General features: G+C 63.4%; 1 pseudogene. It reads left to right on the top strand.

Annotated elements, in window-relative coordinates:
• A pseudogene (locus tag CQ14_RS46630) lies at nucleotides 1–216 on the top strand (hypothetical protein); the annotation flags it as partial.
• Between the last annotated feature and the right edge of the window lie 46 nt (nucleotides 217–262).

The following is a 262-nucleotide window of genomic DNA, read 5'->3' on the forward strand; positions in this document are numbered from 1 at the left end:
AATGCCGGCATCGGCAGCAGCGCGTTCGCGCCCTTCGACTCCAAATCCGGCACGCTGCCCGTCTCGAGCGCGTATGCCGGCGTCGAATTCCAGCCGACGTCAAATCTCAGCCTGTCGCTCGGGGTCGGCGTCGTCCAGCAGACGGGCCGGATCGACAGCGAGATCAATTCGCTGCCCGGCGCTTCGTCGTTCTCCGTCGGTAACCGCCGCTACTAGAGCATGATCCGGAAAAGTGTGTAGCGGTTTTCCCTCGCGACAAACG

The organism is Bradyrhizobium lablabi (genome assembly GCF_001440475.1).
GTDB classification, from domain to species: Bacteria; Pseudomonadota; Alphaproteobacteria; order Rhizobiales; family Xanthobacteraceae; genus Bradyrhizobium; species Bradyrhizobium lablabi.